We start from the raw sequence: 17233 nt of genomic DNA on the forward strand, positions 1-17233 counted from the left end.
ACAAAAGTCTGTCGTCACCTTATTATTATATCCGACTCCGGCCGTTTCTGCAAGCACAAAACCTCCCCGGGCCGGAGAGCCCGGGGAGGGGAGAGAGACAGCCGGAGCCCTTCCGGCCGCATGTTATATCACCATATCAAACAGCGAAAGCTGATTGCTCCTGGGAAGATCTCCGAAAATTCCCATTTCCGCCATCACATCGATGGTACCCTTCGGCACCTTCGTCTTCTGCCAGAAATCCTCCAGGGAAAGGAATTTTGCTCCTCCCTTCACAGCCTCCACCACAGCCTCCGCCGCCTTGCCGCCCAAACCGTCAATGGAGCTTAAGGAAGGCATCAGCTTTCCGTCAATGATCTGGAACCGGTCGGCCTTTGCCCTGTAAATGTCGATGGGAATAAATTCAAACCCTCGGGCATACATTTCCTGGACGATCCTCATATCCCGAAGAGTGCCCTGCTCCTTCTGGGACAGGCTGTCGGCCCGGTTTCTGTAATCCTGCAGATGATACTCCAGACGGTCCCTTCCCTGACACATGAGCTCGTAGGAAAAGCCTGAGGCACGGATGCTGAAGAAGGCCGCGTAATAAGCCAGTGGATAGAACACCTTACAATAAGCGATTCTCCACGCCATCATCACATAGGCCGCCGCATGGGCCTTGGGGAACATGTACTTGATCTTTTTACAGGAGTCGATGTACCACTCAGGTACGTTGGCTTCCCGCATGGCTTTCTCCCATTCCGGTTTTAAGCCCTTGCCCTTTCGCACTGCCTCCATGATGGTGAAGGAAAGACTCTTATCCATCCCCATGCCGATGAGATAGATCATGATATCGTCACGGGTACAGATGGCCGTCTGAATAGTGGCCTGCCCAGAAAGGATCAGGTCCTGGGCATTACCCAGCCACACATCAGTACCGTGGGCCAGACCGGCGATCCGCACCAGGTCGGAAAAACAGGTGGGTTTTGCATCGATCAGCATCTGCATGGCAAAATCCGTGCCGAATTCCGGGATTCCAAGGGCTCCCAGCTGGCAACCGCCAATATCCTCCGGTCTGATTCCCAGCGCCGAGGTGTTCTGAAACAGGCTCATGACCTCCCTTGAATCCAGAGGAATCTCCCTGGCATCAAGGCCCGTCAGATCCTCCAGCATACGGATCATGGTCGGATCATCGTGTCCGAGAATATCCAGCTTCAGAAGATTGTGGTCAATGGAATGATAATCAAAATGAGTCGTTATAATGTCCGAGGTCATATCGTTGGCGGGATGCTGCACAGGTGTGAAAGTATTGATCTCCTCCCCGTGTGGCATGACCACAATGCCGCCGGGATGCTGTCCGGTCGTCCTTCGCACACCGACACAGCCCTGGACGATCCTGTTGATCTCCGCACTTCTCTTTCGCTTCCCCCGCTCCTCGAAATAATTTTTCACATAACCGTAAGCCGTCTTGTCAGCCAGCGTACCGATGGTGCCCGCCTTAAAGGTATGGCCTTCCCCGAAGATCACTTCCGTATAGGCGTGGGCCTTGCTCTGGTATTCCCCGGAGAAATTCAGGTCGATATCCGGCTCCTTATCTCCCTTAAAGCCCAGGAAGGTCTCAAAGGGAATGTCAAAGCCGTTCTTTTTTAATTTCTTTCCGCAGACCGGGCAGACCTTATCCGGCATATCGCAGCCTGCTCCTCCGGCAAATTTCTTTACATCCTCCGAATCGAAATCAGAATAATGGCGTTCTGTGCAATAATAATGGGGAGGAAGCGGATTCACCTCAGTGATACCGGACATGGTCGCCACAAAGGAGGAGCCTACGGAACCACGGGACCCTACCAGATAACCATCATCATTGGACTTCTTTACCAGCTTCTGGGCAATGATATACATAACGGCAAAGCCGTTGGTGATAATGGAGTGAAGCTCCTTTTCCAGCCGTTCCTCCACCACCTTCGGAAGCTCATCACCGTAAATGGACCTGGCCTTCTCGTAGCACATGGTACGAAGCTCCACATCGGAATTTTCAATGACCGGCGGACATTTTTCCCGGCGCACCGGTGCGATCCTCTCACACATATCAGCAATTCTGTTGCTGTTGGTCACGACGATCTCATAGGCTTTTTCAGGGGAAAGATAAGCAAACTCCTGCAGCATCTCCTCCGTCGTGCGAAGGTAGAGGGGAGGCTGGTTGTCACAGTCTTCAAAGCCCTGACCCGCCATGATAATTCTCCTGTAGATCTCATCCTCCGGATTCAGAAAATGCACGTCACAGGTAGCCACCACCGGCTTTCCGAACTGCTCTCCCAGCTCGATGATCTTTTTATTCAGGTTCTGGAGATCCTCCTCGCTTTTGATGCCGTGTTTCCCCTCCCGCAGCATAAACGCATTATTGCCGATGGGCTGGACCTCCAGATAGTCGTAAAATTTCACCAGCCTTGCAAGCTCCTCGTCGGGCGCTCCTCCGAGGACTGCCTGGAAAAGCTCTCCTGCCTCACAGGCGGACCCGATGATCAGTCCCTCCCTGTGCTTTTCCAGCTCACTTTTGGGAATCCTCGGTCTTCTGGAAAAATAAGTAAGATGAGACATGGAGATCAGGCGGTACAAATTCACCCGCCCTGTCTCATTCTTCGCCAGAATAATGACATGGTAGGTAGGCATTTTGCGGATATTCTCCACAGACGCCGCCCCCAGCTTATTGACATCGTCCAGGGTCTCCACCTGTTTCTTCTGAAGCCGTTTCACGAACTCCACAAAAATATGGGCCGTTGCCTCAGCGTCATCGACCGCCCGATGATGATTTTCCAGAGATACGCCAAGGGCCTTGGCCACCGTATCCAGCTTAAAGCGCTTCAGCTCCGGCAGAAGGATCCTGGCAAGAGCCACAGTATCCACCACCGTCGGCTTATAGTCCTGTCCCAGAAGAGACGCATTGTACTCAATAAAGCTCATATCAAAGGACGCATTATGAGCCACCATGACCGCATCCCCGCAAAACTCCAGGAAATCCGGCAGCACCTTCTCAATGGTGGGCTCTCCGACGACCATACCGTCATTGATGCCTGTCAGCTTTTCGATCTCAAAGGGAATGGGAAGCTCCGGGTTCACAAAAGCCGAAAAGCGGTCGGTGATCTCCCCCTGTTCCACCCGGACAGCTCCGATTTCAATGATTCTGTTGTTTTTGGCAGACAGACCGGTGGTCTCAATATCGAACACCACATAGGAATCCAGGAGCGACTGGTTTTCCGACCGCACCACCACTTCCTTCAGGTCATCCACAAGATAACCCTCGACGCCGTAGATCACCTTGAACGGGTCCGTCTTGATCGTATCAAACTGATTATATTCAAAAGTATGGAAGGCATCCGGAAATGCCTGAACGCAGCCGTGGTCCGTGATGGCCAGAGCCGGCATTCCCCAGGATTTGGCCCGCTTGATGATATCCTTCACATCAGAAACGCCGTCCATATCACTCATCTTTGTGTGACAGTGGAGCTCCACCCGCTTGACATCGCTGTTATCCTGGCGTTTGGACGTAAAGTCGCCGCATTTTCGGATACCGGACACGGAGGCCAGAGTCAGCTCTCCGTCAAATTTATCAATATTGGTGACAGCCTTGACCTTGAAGAAGGCTCCCTTTTTCAAGAATCCCCGCACTTCATCAAGCATCTCCGGCTTAATAAACATTTTCACAGTGATAGTATCTGTAAAATCCGTCAGATCAAAGATCATGATGGTCTTGCCGCTTCTGAGCTCCCGCTCTTCCAGACGAATCACCTGGCCGCAGACCACCACCTCTCCCATCTCGCCGATAATCTGATTCATGGGGACCTCATCCCCGTCATCAAAATCATATCCGAAGAGCACATCGTCGTGATGAACCTTGACCTTTCTGCTGTAATGACTGTTCTTTTTGGCCGATTTTCCCTCTTTTGCAGGTTTATCAGGCTTCACCGGCTCTTTCTGCTCATCCAGTTCCGTGAGCTTTTCCTCCTCCGGTACAGCAAAAGAAGACCGCTCCACCACCCGGGCCGCCTGCTTTCTGGTGAGTTGTTCCTTCTCCCGCTCATGCTGGCCAAGCTCACATTCTTTATAAAGATAACGAACCTCAATGCCAAACCCGCATCGTTCATTGAAGATCTTCTCCAGAACCCGTTTCAGCTCGTCCACCCTGCTCTTCGTGACAATATCGTTTTCCACCGTAAGGGTCAGAATGTCCGCTTCGGTAAATTCCCACTCCGCCTTCCGGAATACATTGTATTCGATCAGACTGTATGTCTTAAGCTCCAGAAGAATGCTGTCCCGATAGACCTGCATCAGCTTTTCCGGTGTATACTGTGCTGAAAGGCGGTATGTTTCATGGATTTTGATCTCCGTCTGATAGCCGGAAAACAGCTGCTTTTTTATGCTGGCCTCCAGTATGTAAATATTCCGTTTATGAATGAGACGCTCGGAGACAATATAGATCCGAATGGAGCTTCTGTCTTTGTTCGCAGCCACCTTTTCCACTGTCACCAGATCAAGAAGCTCCCGCATTTCATCGGAAACCTTAAGTCCGGGAAGAACCTCCCAGAATTTTTTCGCCATGTGCCGCTCCCTTCTGTATCCAGTCAAAACGTTCCTTCTTTTCAGGGTCGAGAGCAGCTTTTATTTCCAGTGAAGCAGTTCCTCCCTGAGGGTTTCCAGAAGCTGATCCTCGGGTACCTTTTTTACAACCTCTCCCTTTTTAATGAGAAGTCCCTCGCCGACTCCTCCGGCGATCCCGATGTCGGCTTCTCTGGCTTCCCCGGGGCCATTGACCACGCAGCCCATGACGGCCACCTTCAGATTCAGATGATCCATACCGGCCACCATCGTTTCCACCTGATTGGCCAGCTCAATGAGATTGATCTTCGTTCTTCCGCAGGTGGGACAGGAAACCACCTCAATGCCGCCCTTCCGCAGCCCCATGGTGCGGAGGATCAGTTTGGCTGATTTGATTTCCTCCACCGGGTCGCCGGTCAGCGATACCCGGATCGTATCACCGATTCCCTGGTAAAGAATGATTCCCAGACCAAGGGCCGATTTAATATTTCCGGAAGTAAGAGTTCCCGCCTCTGTGATTCCCACATGGAGCGGGTAATTTATCTTCTCTGCAATGAGCTCATGGGCTCTGGCGCACATCAGCACATTGGAGGATTTGATGCTGACCACCAGATTGTCATAATCCATGTCCTCGATCATATGCACCTTATCCAGGGCGCTTTCCACAATACCCTCCGCCGTAACGCCGCCGTACTTTTCAATGAGCGGTTTTTCCAGAGAGCCGCTGTTTACCCCGATGCGGATGGGAATATTCCGATCCTTTGCCGTCTTAACCACAGCCTCCACCCGCTCTCTGGCGCCGATGTTGCCAGGATTGATACGGATCTTATCAGCCCCGTTTTCCATGGCGGCTATGGCCATCCGGTAATCAAAATGAATGTCTGCCACCAGGGGAATATGGATCTGCTTTTTGATCTCCCCCAATGCCTTTGCCGCCTCCATGGTAGGGACCGTACAGCGGATGATCTCGCAGCCGGCCTCTTCAAGACGCCTGATCTGGGCCACCGTGGCTGCCACATCCTCGGTCCTCGTATTGGTCATAGACTGGATGAGCACGGGATTTCCGCCGCCGATGACCCGGTCGCCGATAGAAATCACCTTTGTTTTTTCACGATATGTCATGGAAACTCCTTTTCTTTCTGTCTACCGCAGAATCTTCAGTACATCATTAAACATTACAAATACCATGAGCGCCATCAGAAGAAGGATCCCGATGGTATGCACCATCCCCTCCTTTTCCCTGGGCACCGGTTTTCCCCGGACAAGCTCGATGAGAATAAAGACAAGCCTGCCGCCGTCCAGTGCCGGGAGAGGCAGAAGATTCAGTACCCCCAGGTTAACGCTTAAAAGAATGCTGAAATTCAAAATGTTCAAAAATACATACAAAGCACCGTCTGATTTGCTCTGCTCCACCACCTGGCCCACCATATTGACGATTCCCACAGGGCCTGACAGATTCTCCACGCCGACTCTGCCCGTCACCAGCATTTTCAGGGAGGTGAGCGTATAACTCATCCAGTACCGGACCTCGGAAAAGCTGTTTTTCACCACAGCCAGTGCCCCCGCCTCCTTATTGCGGTAGGCAGTCGCCGACATCCCCAGAGTATTCGCCTCCTGATAAGCCGGTGTGACAGTCACGGAAAAGTTTTTTCCGTCCCTTTCCAGGGTAATCGTGATCGGTGTATCCTTCTCAAGCGGATGCTCTTTCAAATAGATGCTCAGCTCCTGTCCGGTTCCGATCGCAGTTCCATCCACGGCAGTGATGATATCTCCTGCCCGGACTCCCTCCTTCTCCATGGCAAGGCCTTCCGTCACCTCCGTGATGACAGCCCGGTCTTCATTGGCATAGTAGGAAAAACCGGTCAGATAAGCCTCATAGGACGGATCCAGCAGCGTGGTCAGGATCTCCCCATCCCGCTCATATTCAATGGTAATGGGCGTTCCGTCCATGGGATGATTCAGAAAATAGAGCTCTATATCTCTCCCTAAAACGATCTTATGGCCGTCTATGGACCTGATCAGATCTCCTTCCCGAATGCCAGCCGCCTCGGCTCCATAGCCCTCAGCTACATGGTATACCCGCGGCTCATTGATTCCCGCCAGGGAAAGAACCACCACAGATAAAATCAAAGCCAGCAGAAAATTGAACAGCGGCCCTCCCACGACCACGGCAAACCGCGCAAAAGGCGATTTGCTGTTGAAGGAATCCTCGCTGTCATCCTCCTCATCCTCCCCCACCATCTGACAGGAGCCTCCAAAAGGGACCGCCTTCAGGGAATACCTGGTGCCACCCTTCTCAATGCTCCATATGCGCGGCCCCATACCCACAGAAAACTCCACGACGCCGATGCCGTTTTTCTTTGCCAGAAGAAAGTGCCCGAATTCATGGGACACCACCAGCAGGCTGAACACAAGAACTGCCAGCAAAATGTTTAATACCATGGTTCCTACCACCTGTCCTTAATACTTGCTTTCAATATAAGAATATGTCTCCGCCTCTGTCTGAAGAATTTCCTCCAGACAGGGATTTTCCTTCCATCTGTGATGTGCCATGGCTTCACCGATGATATCCGTGATCTCCAGATAACCGATCTTTCTCTTTAAGAAGGCAGCAACCGCCCACTCATTGGCCGCATTGAACACAGTCGGCATAGTGCCGCCCTTTTTCCCTGCTTCATAGGCCATGGAAAGTCCCGGGAAGTTTTCAAAATCCGGTGTCTCAAAGTTTATAGAGGAAAGACTCCAGAAATCCAGCCGCGGCCCGGGCATGGTCCGCCGCTCCGGATAGAGGAGGGCATACTGGATGGGCAGCTTCATATCCGGAACTCCCAGCTGGGCAATGACCGCCCCATCCTCAAACTGTACCATGGAATGAATGACGCTCTGGGGCTGAATCACCACCTGAACATCGTCCATTTCCACCCCAAAAAGCCATCTTGCCTCCATGACCTCCAGGCCCTTATTGACCATAGTGGAGGAATCAATGGTAATTTTATGGCCCATAGCCCAGTTGGGATGCTTTAAAGCGTCCTCCAGCCTTACCTGTTTCATCTGCTCTCTGGTCCATCCCCGGAAAGGTCCCCCGGATGCCGTCAGGAGGATCTTATCAATCTTATTACCGGCTTCTCCGTTTATAGACTGAAAAACAGCACTGTGTTCGCTGTCCACCGGGAGGATCCGTACCCCCTTCTCCGCCGCCAGCGGCATGATCAGGTGGCCGGCCGTCACCAGGGTCTCCTTGTTGGCCAGTGCAATATCCTTGCCTGCCTCAATGGCTGCAATGGTGGGACGAATACCGATCATTCCAACCACTGCCGTCACTACAATATCCGCCGTCTCTTCCACAGCCGCCGCCATAAGGCCGTCCATACCGGACAGCACCTGAATATCCGTGTCTGCCAGACGCACTGCCAGTGTTTTTGCCCCTTCCTCATCCTGCAGTGCCACAAGCCGGGGATGGAATTCTCTGGCCTGTTTTTCCAGAAGGTCAATATTATGCCCTGCTGTCAGAGCTGTCACCTGCATATCGGAATTCTCTCTCACCACCTCAAGGGTCTGTGTCCCAATGGAGCCGGTGGAGCCAAGTACCGCGATCTTTTTCATTTTCAGTATTCTCCGTTATTTTTCAAATTAACCGTTTCCGAGGCTCTATGCCAGAAACCTGGCCAGAGCTTCTGTTCCTTCTGTCAGAAGCACAATCGTATAGTAGATACCCGGCGCCACAAAGATCACACTGTCAAACCGGTCAAGGATACCGCCATGGCCGGGGATCAGAGTCCCGTAATCCTTTACCTTGTGATTTCTCTTGATCGCAGAAGCCGCCAGATCTCCGATCTGGGAGATCACCGCTCCCACCATACAGATGATCGCACAGTCAAGAACCGGATTGGAAAGTGCTGCCGAAAGTCCGCCTGCAAAAACCGCTCCGTAAACAGCGCCTAAAATGCCGGCACCAACCACACCGCCGATGCCTCCCTCCACAGACTTTTTGGGACTCAGCTTCGGAGCCAGCTTATGCTTTCCGATGAGCATCCCTACGCAGTATGCACAGGTATCACAGCCCCAGGAGCTTAAGAACACCAGCCATACGAGAAGCACTCCGCCGCTCATTGCCCTGGTCCGGTAAATATAGGACAGCATCACCGCCACATAGATGAGACCAAAAAAGACCGTCATCACCTGTGGGGCCTGGTATTTAGGAAAAGTGAGCACATATACAGCCATAACCGCCATCAGAACTGCTACGAAAAACACCACCGGAAAGGAATCCACCGTCGGATTCTCCGAAAAAACAAGAAGCAGATAATAGGCTGCTGCCGCCAGATAACCTACGGCCCCAAGTCCCGTTTTTTCCGCCGATACAGTCCGGTAAAGCTCATACATACCGATAATGGAAATCAGAGCCAGCCCTGCGGCAAGCACATTGCCGCCCGGGAAAAGGAGGCCGAAAATCACAGCCACCAGCACGATACCGCTGATCAGTCTTGTCTTGAACATACTCACACCCCTCCAAACCGTCTGTCTCTGCCATTGTATTTTTCAATGGCTTTTACCAATTCCTCTTTGTTGAAATCCGGCCAAAGCACATCGGTAAAATAGAATTCCGTATAAGCCAGCTGCCAGAGCAGGTAATTGGAAAGCCGCTGTTCCCCGCTGGTCCGGATCAGAAGATCCGGGTCGGGAAGCTCCCTTGTATCCAGATATCCCGCGATCACCGACTCATCCACATCCTCCGGAGAAAGCTTTCCGGCCTGACAGTCAGTCATCATCCGGCGTACCGCCCTGGTGATCTCGTCCCTGCTGCCATAGTTGACCGCAATGGTGAAGGTCATACGGGTATTGTCCTTCGTTTCCTCCTCCAGCCGGTTCAGACCCTCAATGATGTCCTCATCAAACCGGCTCCTCTCACCGATCATAATGACACGCACATTGTTTTTCTTAGCCACCTTTATAAGCCGTTTCATATAGTAGCGGAAGAGCTGCATGAGCGCTCCCACTTCTTCGGCGGACCGCTTCCAGTTTTCTGTGGAAAAGCCGTAAACCGTCAGATATTCGATGCCGAGTCTGGCCGCATCCTCCACCGTCTGCTCCACGGTCTTGCAGCCCTCCACATGGCCCATGTTCCGGGGAAGTCCCCGTTTCTTTGCCCATCTGCCGTTTCCGTCCAGAATAATTGCCACATGACGCGGTATTTTCAAAGTTTTTTCCTCTGCCATAATCCCTCCACAAGCATAAAAGGGGCAGGAACCCATCGCACCTGCCCCCTGCTATTCAAGTTTTTCTATACAGTCAGAATCTCTTTGGTCTTAATATCGATTTCCTTATCCACCTTGTCGATGAATTTATCGGTCATCTTCTGAATCTTCTCTTCCAGCTGCTTCTGATCGTCCTCGGACATCTCGCCTGCCTTCTGCTGTTTCTTGATCGTATCATTGGCATCGCGGCGGATATTGCGGATGGCAACCTTGGCATTGTCACCCTTCTTTTTCACATCCTTGGCCAGCTGTTTTCTGCGCTCCTCCGTCATCTCCGGAAAGATCAGACGGATCACACTGCCGTCATTGCTGGGATTGAGTCCCAGGTCAGAGGTCAGAATCGCCTTCTCAATGCTCTTGATCAGACTCTTCTCCCAGGGCTGAATAAGCAGCATCCTGGGCTCCGGCACGGACACGTTGGCCACCTGCTGAATTCCGCTGGGGACACCGTAATAATCTACTGTAAGCTGATCCAGCACATGGGGATTGGCACGGCCTGCACGAATGGTCGCATAATCACTGCGAAGAACGCTAATGGCCTTCTCCATCTTGTCCTCAAATACCTTTAACTTGTCATCCATATCTCAGTTCCTCCCTTTCTACACCGTCACCATGGTACCGGTGATATTGCCCTTGAGGGCATTCGCAATACTGTCCTTCTCTCCCAGTCCGAATACCGCCATAGGCATATGATTTTCCATACACATGATCGATGCGGTGAGATCAACCACCGCCAGCTTCTTTTCTATAACCTCTTCAATGGAAACCGTATCGTATTTTTTTGCTTCCGGATTGCTTCTGGGGTCGCTGTCATAAACGCCGTCCACCGCCTTTGCCAGCAGGATCATATCCGCTTCCATCTCAATGGCCCGCAGCACGATTCCCGTATCGGTGGAAAAATAGGGATGTCCCGTCCCTCCTGCAAAAAACACGACCTTTCCCTCTTTGAAACATTTATTTGCCTCATCCTTGGAAAAGAGCTTCGTCATGGTACCGCAGGCAAAGGGTGTAAAGATCTCCGTCTCCATTCCCTCGGATCGGAATATCTCCGATACATAGATACAATTCATCACTGTGGCAAGCATACCGATCTGATCTGCCTTGGGGCGGTCAATGGCATTGCTGGAACGTCCTCTCCAGAAATTTCCTCCGCCAATGACGATGCCGATCTGAACTCCCTCTGACGCAGAGGGCTTTACCTGCCTTGCAACAGCCTTCACCGTAGCCTCATCAAAGCCTTTTCCCTGAGGCCCTGCCAAAGCCTCGCCGCTGAGCTTCAGTAATACACGTCTCGCTTTATCCATGGTTTCCCTCGCTTATACTTATAAATTATCTTATATAGTATACCACACTCCCCCCTCAGTGTACAAGTTATAAATTCAGCAGTTTTACTGCAGACCGACATGAATTGAAAACAAAGAAGAGGGCCCCCCTCCAGTCATCATCTGACTTTTGGAATGCCCTCAGCCTGTTATTTCTTATTTTTTCTGTTATTCCGCCTCATCGGCCTTGATCACATATCCGCAGTCGCATACAGCATCCTCGACTACCCGTCCCTTCACAACAAAAACCTCGATGTCTTTCCCGCAGACGGGGCAGGTTCTCTCTTCCGGAACCGGTGTCTTGTGCTGATCTTCACATCCGATTGCCATGGCTCTCTTCCTCCTGTCGTTAATATTTCCCGCTTTCCGTATTTTATTCTCCGAGCACTTCCACATCAATATCCATCATCTTGCAGATGGTCTTAAGCTCCTCGATATGGTCACCGTAAACGGCATGGGCATGATTTGCATCGAAATTATCCAGGAATACATGATAATCAAAATGCAGCTTTGCAAAGTTGTGGGGCCATTCCTCATTGGTCAGCTTTTCTCTTTCCTTAGGCATGGAAACAAGCTCGGCCGTAAACATCACCATGCGGTATCTGCGTTTTCCGTTTTCATCCATGGAACGGCACAGTCTTGCAATGGTGCAGAGACCGGGAGCGGTCTGGCAGTTTACATGGCATCCGCCTCCTGCATAGATATCCAGGCAGGGATACAGAGTCACATGCTTCAGATTCTCATCGGGATCGTCGCTCTTTGCTGCGTACCAGGTGGACTCAGAACCGCAGTTACAGAACTCCAGAACCTGATTTTCCTCATCCCAGTGACGAACATCCATAAATACAACAGGATCGTTGGTGAGAAGCTTCAGCATCTGCATGGTCATGGCTGCATCAGAATCAGCCTCGCAGGCGTAAACCATAGGCTCCTTGGGACCATCCCAGTCATAGGGATCGTTCATGAACGCAGCCGCGATACATTCCGTACAATAATGGCAGCTCATGTCATAATGACATTTCACGCCTACAAAATCAAAATCATTTTCTTTCTGGATCCGCTTGATCGCTTCATAATGACGGATCTGTGTCTTCAGCTTGTCGGGAGTCAGCTTGCGGCCGTCATATTTGATTTCCTTACACTTTTCAGTCAGCCAGTTGAATGCCTTTTCTACTTTCTCATCCGGTACTTCTTCAGCCAGACGGACGATCTCGCTCTCGTCACAATGCTCCACATCCACGCCGAATTTATCCTGCCAGTCCTGCATATCTACCGTAGCGCTGTACATACCCAGGGAACGACCGCCGATCAGGCCGTATTTCTGTCCGTTTAAGCTGTTCACCACATGGGCACATTTTGCAAAGGTAATAATTCTCTCCAGCACCTCAGGATCATTGAAGTCGCCATAGGCGCGGAAATGAGTAATTCCCTGCTGATTAAGAGCACCACCCGCTGCCAGCATAGCTACCATGCCCGGCCAGTCAGGGTTCAGCTGAGCTGCCAGAAGATAGGGGCCCTGTCCATATTTAGCGGCAACTGCTGAGAAATTCGGCCACGCAAAGACGCCATAGGAAAAAATTGTTCCGTCCACGCCCTTCGCCTTCAGCTTTTCCGCCTCCGCTCTTGCAGAAGCTACAGAGCTCACAAGATTATCTGCCACAACCACATCCACGCGGCCGTCCCTTAAAAGTGCCTCTTTGATAACATCCAGCTGATGCTGAACAATGTCCTTGCTTTTCTCATGAACGATGGGATCACCATCGGACAGACCCATCAGACCTAAAAGAGGTTTTTTCACTGCCATAGAAATACCTTCCTTTCCATTAATTGTAATAACCGCCCTATGTTATTTCATATATGAAATAACTTGTTTCATATGTTGTAATTATATCATATTTTTTTTAAATTGACAATCATCTGAATACAATCTTCAGGATCGTAAATCAACTTATTTTGAGTAGAATTCCTCTGCATTTTCAACAAACAGGTGATTTCTGCCTGAACAGGCAATGAATGGTTTCCAAAGATCCGGCAAAAGGCAGGCTGAATTCTTTCGGCCTGCGCCTTCGCCATCAGATATGATTCGTTGTTTTATTTTGCTTCCGGTTTCATTTCTTTTGTAAATTGCTCTACCGAAGCTGCCCGGGCAGCCAGCTTATGCCACCTTCGCAGGCAGTCCAGATCCCGCTCCGTTAGGATCCGCTCCTTCAGTTCCTCCGGAACTGTCCCGCAGTCTTCCAAAAGCTCCAGTACACTTTCCGCCTTTCCGAGGGCATGTCCTTCCTCTCTTCCTTCTGCCTTTCCTTCTGCCTTTCCTTCTGCGCGTTCTTCCCGCAAAAGCTCTTCCAGCCGCATAAACTTCTCCTCCATTCTCCGGCTTCCCTTGATTCGACGTACAGATTCCTGGAGCTGTCTTACAAATGCATCTCCGTATTCCTCTGTACTTGCCGGCAGATCCGCTCCTGCATACTTTAAGAACTGTACCAGAGATTCCGGCGTTTCCTCCTCATTCTTCCCGCAGGTGCTCAAAAAAATACTGGTGCTTCCGTCATTCAGCACCAGTTGATGATCCTCCTCACAGATGGGCTGAAACGTATAGCAATAGCGTCCTGAACCAAACGGGTCGAAATCACAGATAAAGATCACATATACGTCCGGCAGTTTTTCATACTCCTGACCGGATAACAAAGCTTCCATATCGATCTGACTGTGATAGTATCGGACACGCTTTCCGATCTCCGGCTTTGTCCTTAACTGCATCTCCACGTTGTATCGTTTTTCTTCATTATCTTTTGCATATACATCCAGCCGCACGCCCCGATTTTCCGGGTGGTACGCCATGGTTTTCTCCCGGATCACTTCAATGCGCCCGATGGGGAAGCCCAGAACCAGCTCCAGAAAATCCCAGCAGTTCTTTTCCTCCGCCATCACTGTGCCAAACATAAAGTCATCCTTAAGCGTAAGCTCCTGAAGTGTTTTTCTTGTACTCATGTTCCTCCGTTTCCGCAGAGGAATTCTATGAGGAGATTATAGCATATACAGAATCGTATTGCAAACAGAAAGTCAGACATGCCATGAACGTTTTGCTCAGAATGACATGTCTGACTGTGACTTTACATAGTATGTTTAATCTTTAGAACTTGCCGGCCTTAGCAGCTTCTTCAATGGAAACAGCTACTGCAACAGTCATACCAACCATCGGGTTGTTACCTGCGCCGATCAGGCCCATCATTTCCACATGGGCAGGTACGGAAGAGGATCCTGCGAACTGTGCATCGGAATGCATACGTCCCAGAGTATCAGTCATACCATAGGAAGCAGGGCCTGCTGCCATGTTGTCGGGATGCAGGGTACGTCCGGTACCGCCGCCGGAAGCTACGGAGAAGTACTTCTTGCCTGCTTCCAGACGCTCTTTCTTGTAGGTACCTGCTACCGGATGCTGGAATCTGGTGGGATTGGTGGAGTTTCCGGTGATGGAAACGTCTACGTTCTCTTTCCACATGATGGCTACACCCTCGGGAACGCTGTTTGCGCCGTAGCAGTTAACCTTTGCACGAAGGCCCTCAGAATAGGATTTTCTGAATACCTCCTTCACCTCATTGGTGTAAGGATCATACTCGGTCTCCACATATGTGAAGCCGTTGATTCTGGAAATGATCTGAGCAGCATCTTTTCCCAGACCGTTCAGGATAACACGGAGAGGCTTCTGGCGAACCTTGTTTGCCTTCTCTGCGATACCGATTGCGCCCTCTGCTGCTGCGAAGGACTCATGACCTGCCAGGAAGCAGAAGCACTCGGTCTCCTCTTCCAGGAGCATCTTGCCCAGATTACCATGGCCAAGACCTACCTTACGGGTATCAGCTACAGAACCGGGGATACAGAAAGCCTGAAGACCTTCGCCGATGGCTGCAGCTGCATCAGCTGCCTTTTTGCAGCCCTTCTTGATGGCAATGGCAGCACCTACCGTGTATGCCCACTTTGCATTTTCGAAGCAGATGGGCTGAATGCCCTCTACCATCTTGTATACATCCAGACCGGCAGCCTTTGTTACCTCAGCAGCCTCCTCGATGGAGTTAATTCCATACTCCTTTAAAACAGCAAGAATCTGTTTCTCTCTTCTCTCATATGATTCAAATAAAGCCATTTTATACGATTCCTCCTAATCTATGTATGTTCGCATTTATAACCGGGCAGAAATTACTCCTGTCTGGGATCGATGATCTTTACTGCATCAGCAACACGGCCATACTGACCCTTTGCCTTCTCCCATGCAGTGTTGGGGTCATCACCCTTCTTGATGAAGTCGGTCATCTTTCCGAGGCTTACGAACTGATAACCAATAATCTGATCATCTGCATCCAGAGCGATTCCGGTCACATAGCCCTCTGCCATCTCCAGATAACGGGGACCCTTTTTCAGAGTACCATACATGGTACCAACCTGGGAACGAAGGCCCTTTCCAAGGTCCTCAAGACCAGCACCGATGGGAAGTCCGTCCTCAGAGAATGCACTCTGGGTTCTGCCGTAAACGATCTGAAGGAACAGTTCTCTCATGGCAGTATTGATAGCGTCACATACCAGGTCCGTGTTCAGAGCTTCCAGAACGGTTCTGCCGGGCAGGATCTCGGAAGCCATAGCTGCGGAATGGGTCATGCCGGAGCATCCGATGGTCTCAACGAGAGCTTCCTGGATGACACCCTCTTTTACATTCAGGGTCAGCTTGCAGGCGCCCTGCTGAGGAGCACACCAGCCTACACCGTGAGTCAGACCGGAGATATCAGCGATATCCTTAGCCTGAACCCATTTTGCCTCCTCAGGAATAGGAGCAGCACCATGAGCCACGCCCTGGGCTACTGTACACATCTTCTCTACTTCATGTGAATAAATCATGTTAAGACTCCTTTCAGAATATAAATATTCAATACATACTCTGTCTTATTTTCTCACAAAATGGCTGGTTCGTCCAGATGTTTTTTTTCTAAAAATTGCATAAAATATTAAGAATCTCTTCCACGCAAATATCAAATATGTTAAAATAAGAACAGGGATTTTTTACCGAAAGGATTGGAGAGGTAAATATGATAATTACAGTTACGATGAATCCGGCCATCGACAAAACTCTGGATGTTGAAAATTTTACAGGCGGTGCCATCCACCGCGTGACCAAGGTCATCCAGGATGCCGGAGGAAAAGGCATCAATGTATCCAAGACGGTTCATGCCCTGGGCGGCGAAACGATCGCCACCGGTTTCCTCGGCGGAAGCTCCGGCCGCATGATCGAAAATGCTCTGGACGACATGGAGATCCGCCATCAGTTCGTACATATTGACGGAGAAACAAGAACAAACGTGAAGGTAGTGGACGTGACAAAAAAAGGCTTTGTCACCGAATTCAATGAGCCCGGCCCCACAGTCACACTCAGGGATATTGACGAGCTTTCCAGGACTCTGGAAACGTATGCCGGTCTTTCCTCCATCTATGTGTTTTCCGGCAGCGTGCCCGCCAGCATCGACAAGGAAATCTACGGTTATTTTACAAGAAAGCTGAAAAAACGTCAGGCTACAGTCCTGGTGGATGCCTCCGGCGAGCTCCTTACCGAAGCCATCAAGGCACGGCCTTATCTGATCAAGCCCAATGTCTACGAGCTCACCAGATATTTTGGTCTGACGGAGGATGTAAACGAGGAAACCCTCATTGATCTGGGGAGGGAGCTCATAAACAAGGGAATCCATACCGTTGCCATTTCCCGCGGCCAGAAAGGAGCTCTGTTCCTGAATCACGAAAGTATTTACAAAACCGATGGCATTCAGGTTCAGGCCCACTCCACGGTCGGCTCCGGAGATGCCATGCTGGCAGCCCTGGCCTACGGTCTTGACTGCGACATTCCCTTTGGAGAATGCGCGAAGCTTTCCATCGCCACCTCAGCCGGTGCCTGCACGACACTGGGTACGAAACCGCCTGCCAAAGAGCTGGTGGAGGAGCTGGTCAAGGAAGTCCGCCTGACCATGGTTCCATTTGCTTAAACACGATTTTGCTGAACCAAATTCGAAGGCTCCAGGCCTTACCTTCCGGTAAAGTCTGGAGCCTTCT

The 17233-nt window shown here is 50.8% G+C and carries 14 protein-coding genes; 1 reads left to right on the plus strand and 13 read right to left on the minus strand.

Features of this window, described 5'->3' with window-relative positions; all coding sequences use genetic code 11:
* Positions 1-123: 123 nt before the first annotated feature.
* The 13 genes from QJ036_RS04975 to QJ036_RS05035 all read right to left on the minus strand — a co-directional run bounded on the left by QJ036_RS04975 (position 124) and on the right by QJ036_RS05035 (position 16033).
* On the minus strand, positions 124-4569 hold the full coding sequence (locus QJ036_RS04975) for a PolC-type DNA polymerase III (RefSeq protein ID WP_283230340.1): 4446 nt from the start codon (positions 4567-4569) through the stop codon (positions 124-126).
* Positions 4570-4629: 60 nt separating this feature from the next.
* Positions 4630-5688 (minus strand): flavodoxin-dependent (E)-4-hydroxy-3-methylbut-2-enyl-diphosphate synthase, encoded by a 1059-nt coding sequence (gene ispG, locus QJ036_RS04980; RefSeq protein ID WP_283230341.1) that lies wholly within the window; start codon positions 5686-5688, stop codon positions 4630-4632.
* A gap of 21 nt (positions 5689-5709) precedes the next feature.
* Positions 5710-7008, minus strand: a complete 1299-nt coding sequence (gene rseP, locus QJ036_RS04985) for an RIP metalloprotease RseP (RefSeq protein ID WP_283230342.1) — start codon at positions 7006-7008, stop codon at positions 5710-5712.
* Between the two features lie 18 nt (positions 7009-7026).
* Positions 7027-8169, minus strand: coding sequence for a 1-deoxy-D-xylulose-5-phosphate reductoisomerase (locus QJ036_RS04990; RefSeq protein WP_283230343.1), 1143 nt, complete (start codon positions 8167-8169; stop codon positions 7027-7029).
* Positions 8170-8214: 45 nt separating this feature from the next.
* On the minus strand, positions 8215-9063 hold the full coding sequence (locus QJ036_RS04995; RefSeq protein WP_283230344.1) for a phosphatidate cytidylyltransferase: 849 nt from the start codon (positions 9061-9063) through the stop codon (positions 8215-8217).
* Positions 9064-9065: 2 nt separating this feature from the next.
* Positions 9066-9782 carry an isoprenyl transferase gene (locus QJ036_RS05000; RefSeq protein ID WP_283230345.1) on the minus strand — a complete coding sequence of 239 codons (717 nt, stop codon included), beginning with the start codon at positions 9780-9782 and terminating at the stop codon, positions 9066-9068.
* A gap of 65 nt (positions 9783-9847) precedes the next feature.
* On the minus strand, positions 9848-10402 hold the full coding sequence (frr, locus tag QJ036_RS05005; protein ID WP_283230346.1) for a ribosome recycling factor: 555 nt from the start codon (positions 10400-10402) through the stop codon (positions 9848-9850).
* An 18-nt stretch (positions 10403-10420) separates the two neighbouring features.
* Positions 10421-11125, minus strand: coding sequence for a UMP kinase (pyrH, locus tag QJ036_RS05010; protein WP_283230347.1), 705 nt, complete (start codon positions 11123-11125; stop codon positions 10421-10423).
* Between the two features lie 186 nt (positions 11126-11311).
* Complete coding sequence (locus tag QJ036_RS05015) at positions 11312-11473, minus strand: hypothetical protein (protein ID WP_283230348.1); 162 nt, start codon at positions 11471-11473, stop codon at positions 11312-11314.
* Positions 11474-11516: 43 nt separating this feature from the next.
* Positions 11517-12947, minus strand: coding sequence for an L-fucose/L-arabinose isomerase family protein (locus tag QJ036_RS05020; protein ID WP_283230349.1), 1431 nt, complete (start codon positions 12945-12947; stop codon positions 11517-11519).
* Positions 12948-13234: 287 nt separating this feature from the next.
* The gene (locus QJ036_RS05025; protein WP_283230350.1) at positions 13235-14134 is read right to left on the minus strand and encodes an Rpn family recombination-promoting nuclease/putative transposase; all 900 of its coding nucleotides are present in this window, start codon (positions 14132-14134) and stop codon (positions 13235-13237) included.
* Between the two features lie 142 nt (positions 14135-14276).
* Positions 14277-15287, minus strand: a complete 1011-nt coding sequence (locus QJ036_RS05030; RefSeq protein ID WP_283230351.1) for a GGGtGRT protein — start codon at positions 15285-15287, stop codon at positions 14277-14279.
* 53 nt (positions 15288-15340) lie between these two features.
* Positions 15341-16033 (minus strand): iron-sulfur cluster assembly scaffold protein, encoded by a 693-nt coding sequence (locus QJ036_RS05035; RefSeq protein WP_283230352.1) that lies wholly within the window; start codon positions 16031-16033, stop codon positions 15341-15343.
* Positions 16034-16221: 188 nt separating this feature from the next.
* On the opposite strand from QJ036_RS05035, the gene pfkB reads away from it, so the two are divergent.
* Positions 16222-17166: a 1-phosphofructokinase gene (gene pfkB / locus QJ036_RS05040; RefSeq protein WP_283230353.1), complete on the plus strand. Its 945-nt coding sequence runs from the start codon at positions 16222-16224 to the stop codon at positions 17164-17166.
* Positions 17167-17233: the final 67 nt, after the last annotated feature.

Source organism: Fusibacillus kribbianus, assembly GCF_030053595.1.
Classification (GTDB): domain Bacteria; phylum Bacillota; class Clostridia; order Lachnospirales; family Lachnospiraceae; genus Lientehia; species Lientehia kribbiana.